The sequence below is a fragment of the Deinococcota bacterium genome (assembly GCA_030858465.1).
GTDB lineage: Bacteria > Deinococcota > Deinococci > Deinococcales > Trueperaceae > JALZLY01.
The window spans coordinates 1-5,377 of record JALZLY010000121.1 but is presented as its reverse complement, the minus strand read 5'-3'; the positions used below and the strand labels follow the sequence as shown (position 1 = coordinate 5,377).

Sequence of the window (5,377 nt, the reverse complement as noted above, 5' to 3'; positions counted from 1 at the left end):
GCTATGCCCCCAAAAGCCTCTTCAAGCGCGGCTTCGAGCTCTTGCGGGCGGCTATCACCGCTGCTCCTAACGAGGCTAAGTACCCGCTGGAACTATGTCTGAAAGTTTTGTCCCCGTAGTCAGGCTTCCTTTAGCTGGTGCATAGGGGGTAGGTAGTTACCTTTCAAGCAAGTTTGCGAGCGGCTTCTTGACGCAACAACATCCTCCGAGCAGGTTCCTCCTCCCTTAACTGATGTACAGGTTGCCGCACGTCCTACCGTGCCACACTGCAACCTTGAACCACCTTAGCGAGAGCAACGTTATGTGAGCGTTACGCCTGGTCGCGATGTTGACTATCCTGAGCATACCGCCGGATAGGTGATGGTGACTGGCAATGTTCGCTTCTTCGCTCCTCGCCTATTCGTGCAGGGCGAGCCCGCCTGAACAAGCGCATCTTTCGTTTATGACTTACCCATGCGCAAATGGTTACGGGCCTTGGTACAATCTTCACTGCGCTGGTTACTCGTTCCTTGCTTGCCCAAAGCAGCTTGTTCCTGACGCCCGAGCTTCAGATCCTTTCCCCAAAACCAACGACCGTCAGTTTGTACCATTTTGTACCGTTGTCAACCTGTAGAATGACCGTCATGCACAACCTACGGGACCGCTACCGCGGCTCGCTGCTCGGCCTCGCCACCGGTGATGCCCTCGGAACGACTCTAGAGTTCAAACTACCGGGCTCATTCCCACCTCTCACGGACATGGTGGGTGGTGGTCCCTTTGGCCTCGAGCCCGGGCAGTGGACCGACGACACCAGCATGGCGCTATGCCTGGCTGAGAGCCTGATCGCGCGTAGAGGCTTCGATCCTATCGATCAGCTCGAGCGTTACCTGCGCTGGTACCGCGACGGCCACATGGGGGTACGGTAAAGAACCGTGCAAAATCCTAGTTGGTCCGTGTGTTTAGGTAACAGCGGCAAGCCGCAACTCCGTCTCTAAGGGTGACGGCATCTGATCCAGCCGTAGTTCGTACTGTCCAAAGCGGTTGATGTGCTCAGTCCGGTAAGGTGAAAGCCTAGCAATCTGCTCGGCAGTCACAGGATAGCCCTCGTCGATTAGTCCCTGCAAAATCTTGGTCATTGACACGACGTTGTGAAAGGCCGTGAGGTTGCCGACCAGATGGTTGTAGCGGATGATTTTGCGTTGCTGCTCGCGCTGGCTCGCTCGTACCAACCCACTGCTGCCGAATCCGAGCCACTGCACAAAGTTGTTCCAGGCTTCCGAGGTATTGGTAGCGGTCTCGACTGTGCGGCGCAGCTCCTCGCTGTTCACGAGATTCAGCAAGAACACCGTTCTAACCGCCCTTCCCAATTCTCGAAAGGCAAGAAAGAGCTTGTTCTTACGGCTGTAGGTGTTGAGTTTCCTCAGAATCGTTGACGCTCGGATGGTTCCCTGGCTGATCGACACCGCAACACGCATCATGTCGTGGTAGTGCCGCTCGATGAGCTGCCAGTTGATCGGCTCGTCGAACATATCCTGGAGGTGCTGGGTCTGAAAAACCTTGTTGGGTAGGTAGAACTTGAGCCGCTTCCAGTTACGGATGCGAGGCATAAGCTTGATCGCCAACAGGTACGCCAAACCGAAGACCGTTTCGGACTGCCCCTGCGTGTCGGCGTAGAGGGTGTCAGGTCGGAGGTCGGACTCGTTTTCCATAAGACCGTCGAGGATATAGATCGCCTCCCATACCCCGCAGGCGATGAAGCTGCTGAAGATGGCTACGTAGGTGTCGGTCACGTGGTAGTAGCCGATGCCGCCCCAGCTGCCGTAACGTAGGTGGTACTCGGCTAAGAGATTCTGTTGGTAGACGTCCCAGCGGGTGCCGTCTGCACTGGCACTCGCGCCCGTGCCCCAGAGCTTTGGCAGAGCGCAGCGGTGGTAAGCGTTGACTACCTCGGTGTTGGTGTCGATCAAGCTCTGCTCGGTGATATGGAACTGGTTGACGTAGGCGACTTGGCGACGGTCTAAACCGGTTAAAGAGCGTGCGGTCTGCGTAGGTCCAAGCTGGCAGCCATAACACAAAGTGGTAGCGATGTAACGCTGCTGTGCGTCGCTTAACCGTCCCTCGAAACCCGAGACAGGTTTGAACGTCCTCGACCAGTTCAGCCAGTGCTCGGTATCGGTCAGGATATCTACCACGCTGCGCTCACTCTCGAGCAGGTGCTTACTCAGCAGAGCCTCGAGCGCCGCTAAACCCTCAGGCTCGACCCGCCCTTTCACGCGCTGCGCCACTAATTCTCCATCTTTAAGCGTCATAGCCGTGTTCTTGGGAAAAGCAGCGTCTGTCTGGTGGATGGTATCTGCAAGCCACGTCTGAACTGTTTGACTGAAGGCTGCGGGGGTGGCAGCCAGCCCTACTTGGGGGCAATAAGTGGGTTGGAGTCGATGATACTGCTCCCAGTCGAGAAGCTGATGTCGATAGTCGCCGTACTGATCGGCACCATCGATATAGAGATCGCCCGATTTGAGTTCAATCACGACGCAGGAGATGACGCAAAGCTCGAAATATTTGCGGTGGACGCGCTTCACGGGGGCGCGATCAGTTTGACCCGTTACCGCCCGCCACCATTTCGGGGGTATCCACGACAGGTCGAGGGGCGCGACGTCGTCGTTTCCTTCGCCTTCAACCGGTAGCCACTCACCGCGTCGGTAACGCTGTTCTAGGATGAACCGTAGAGCGCGCTCCAGGTTGCGATCCGTGCTCGTAGATTTAGGAATGAGCAGCTCGAGCGCGTCGAAAACAAGCTTGCGTTTGCCCCTAAACAGGGGCGGTAAGAAGGGCAAATAGTTGTTGCCGGCGTAGCCGAGCTGCCGCTCACAGCGCTCGAGGATGCTCTCGCTGTTATCCCCTAAGACCTGAGAAAGACGCCGCAACCGACTCTCGTCGTCGGGGCTGGTGTGCCACCGCGCTGCGATCTCTTGCAGCAAGCCAAGTAACGCTTCGGTCTCGGCCCGCTGCTCGAGCTGATACCGTTCGAGTGCGTCGTCGGCGTCCCGGTGCATTTTGGACACCTTGCGGATGACCATCTCCGCGAGATCGTCGAGTGCCTGCGAATGCTGAGTGTTCACTAAAGCCACCGTGAGGGTCAGGCGCTTGGCTTCTTGCAATTCGCTAAGGCGCGTTACATTCATAGCTCTCGCTTCCTCGACAAACCGATAGCCCTTGCTTTCGGGTACCCGGCCAAGTTCGGCGCAGCTTAGATTCAAAGCCTTGAGCCAGTGCAGGTGAGCGATAAAGCGCTGCATGTTTCTGTTGGTCGGCTGTTTAGGCTCACGTTTGAGGCGTTGCCAGGCACTCTCTTTGTGCTTACCCTCAGAGGTCAACAGCTGCTGGATGGTCGCCCGCTGGTTGTCCGTGAGTGCGCCCACAACACGCTGGTAATACCCTAGATTCACCTGTGCTCGGGCTTTCCTAGCCGCGCGCCTGAGCCAGCTGAAAGCGGGCAGCTCGAAGCGGGCCTCGACCAGCGACTCGGTCGCGCTATTGATAAGGTCGGCAAGCACGTCCTTATGTTTAGCGGCGTCGATGAGCGCCGCGATCATGTGGCGGTCGCCGCCCTCGCTGAAGGCGCGGATGCCCAGATACTCCCGCAACAGTGGGACGTGCCGCCAGCGGTAGCTCGACGCCTCATACTGTTCGCAAAGCTCGTGCCACAGCACTGCCCCCATACAGCCGGCAATATGCGCCTTCACCTCAGCCGGAACCTGCTTGAACATCGGAAAATAGCCCAGGCGCTGTGCGACTTTGAGCAACATCAAGAGCCCTAACTTACCCACTTCCGCGCGCGTGTTCTCCTGGGCGAAACGTTGCTCGTCCGCAGTCGGTGTATAGAGCTGCAGGTCCTCAGGGCTGAGCCGCGTTCGAATCCTGGGATAGGCGGTTTCGTGAAGGGCAGTCATAGCGTCAGTCGTCCCAGAAGCCTTGGAAGCGCTTGCTGGAGAGCTCGGTATAGCGCACGGTGTGCTGGATGTTCTTGTGGCCGAGGTAGTGCTGGATAGCCCTCGTATCGTGTCCGTCGTTAGCGAGCTTGAAGCCGCATAGGTTAAGCGCATAGCGCTGCATCTGCGATGCTCACCTGTGCGTGGCGAAGCATGTGTGGGTGTACGGGAAAGCCTAGCTTCGCCCCCTCTCCCGCTCGTGCCACGATCTTGCGGACATTAGCGGCGGTCATGGGACTTTTGCGCTCACTTACGAAGACGTAGGGTGTGTTGGGATAGTTCCGCCTGAGCTGCCTTAACGCTCGCAGTTCAGGACCATAGAGTGGATGGGTACTGTCCAGCCCGTTCTTCTTGCGCTTAACGAACAGGCGCGCGTCCTTGAAATCGACCTGATCCCAGCGTAGGGCGACCAGTTCTGATACCCTCAACGCATGACGGTAGGTGAGCAGCAGCATGGCGGCGTTGCGGACACCGTGACGCCCCTGGCGGTGCGCCGCCTCACAAAGTCGTTCGACCTCATTGTGGGTCAGGTATTCGCGGCTGCGCCGTTCACTGTTAGGACGCTTGGGCGGTGGAAGCTTGCGCGACATGCACACACCAACTTTCCCGAAAAGGATGGGTGGCAGTGGTAAGAACGAGCTGAAGCAATCCGATGAAACGCGCTTTTCGTACTGGCTACTTTACCAAAAATGGGTTTACTAGGGAAAGTTTAAGCGCTAACTAGGATTTTGCACGGTTCTTTACCGTACCCGATATGGCTTGACGATGGACTTCAGCACCGAGTCAGGGTGCAGGTGTTTGCCGAGCTCGCCAGTCACGTTGTTCCGAACGGGCCGGAAGAGCGCGCCGTCTCTGTCCTCGGCGTGGCCAGCTACCTCGAGGTAGCTCTGAATGAGCCTTAACGCTTTGGGCGCAGCTGGAACGAAGCGCGTTTTGCCGCCCTTGCCCTGGACGCGGAAGTGAACCACCCCCTGCCGCTGGTGGACGTCCCGAACCCGCAGCTTGGTCAGCTCCTCACGCCGGACGCCGTGGTAGAGCAGTGTCGCCAGAATCGCCCGGTCCCTTTTGCCTTTGAGGGTCCCCTCGGGTGGAGCCTCGAGTAAGGCCCTAGCCTGGGCGTCGCTCAGCGCCGGGGTATGCCCCTCGTTCGCGCCTTCGTTGGGACGTGTCACCCCTGACACCGGGTTGTGGGTGACGGCGTTGGCTTCGCAGAGGCTATCGAACAGCGAAGAGAGGGCTGAGAGCTTGCGCCGTATCGTAGAAGGGGAGAGGCTCTTATCCTCTAAGTCTTTGCGCCAGGCGATGACGTGGGCGCGGGTGACGAGCCGGTACTCCTCGACCTGCTGGATGCCGATATAGAGGCTGAAGTCGCGTACATCCCGCTCGTACGCACGGCGGGTGTTGGC

At 58.2% G+C, this 5,377-nt stretch carries 2 protein-coding genes and 2 pseudogenes; 1 reads left to right on the top strand and 3 read right to left on the bottom strand.

Translation table 11 applies throughout. The features are described 5' to 3' along the window. Positions 1–623: 623 nt before the first annotated feature. Positions 624–893 (top strand): annotated as a pseudogene (locus tag M3498_05845) (ADP-ribosylglycohydrolase family protein). Between the two features lie 45 nt (positions 894–938). On the opposite strand, the gene M3498_05840 reads toward M3498_05845, so the two are convergent. From M3498_05840 to M3498_05830, 3 genes and pseudogenes are all read right to left on the bottom strand, one after another. Beyond that, positions 939–3,932, bottom strand: coding sequence for a Tn3 family transposase (locus M3498_05840; GenBank protein MDQ3458805.1), 2,994 nt, complete (start codon positions 3,930–3,932; stop codon positions 939–941). Between the two features lie 4 nt (positions 3,933–3,936). Then, positions 3,937–4,561: pseudogene (locus M3498_05835) on the bottom strand (tyrosine-type recombinase/integrase). Between the two features lie 150 nt (positions 4,562–4,711). Continuing rightward, positions 4,712–5,377 (bottom strand): tyrosine-type recombinase/integrase (locus tag M3498_05830; GenBank protein MDQ3458804.1); only part of this gene is annotated, 666 nt, incomplete at its 5' end.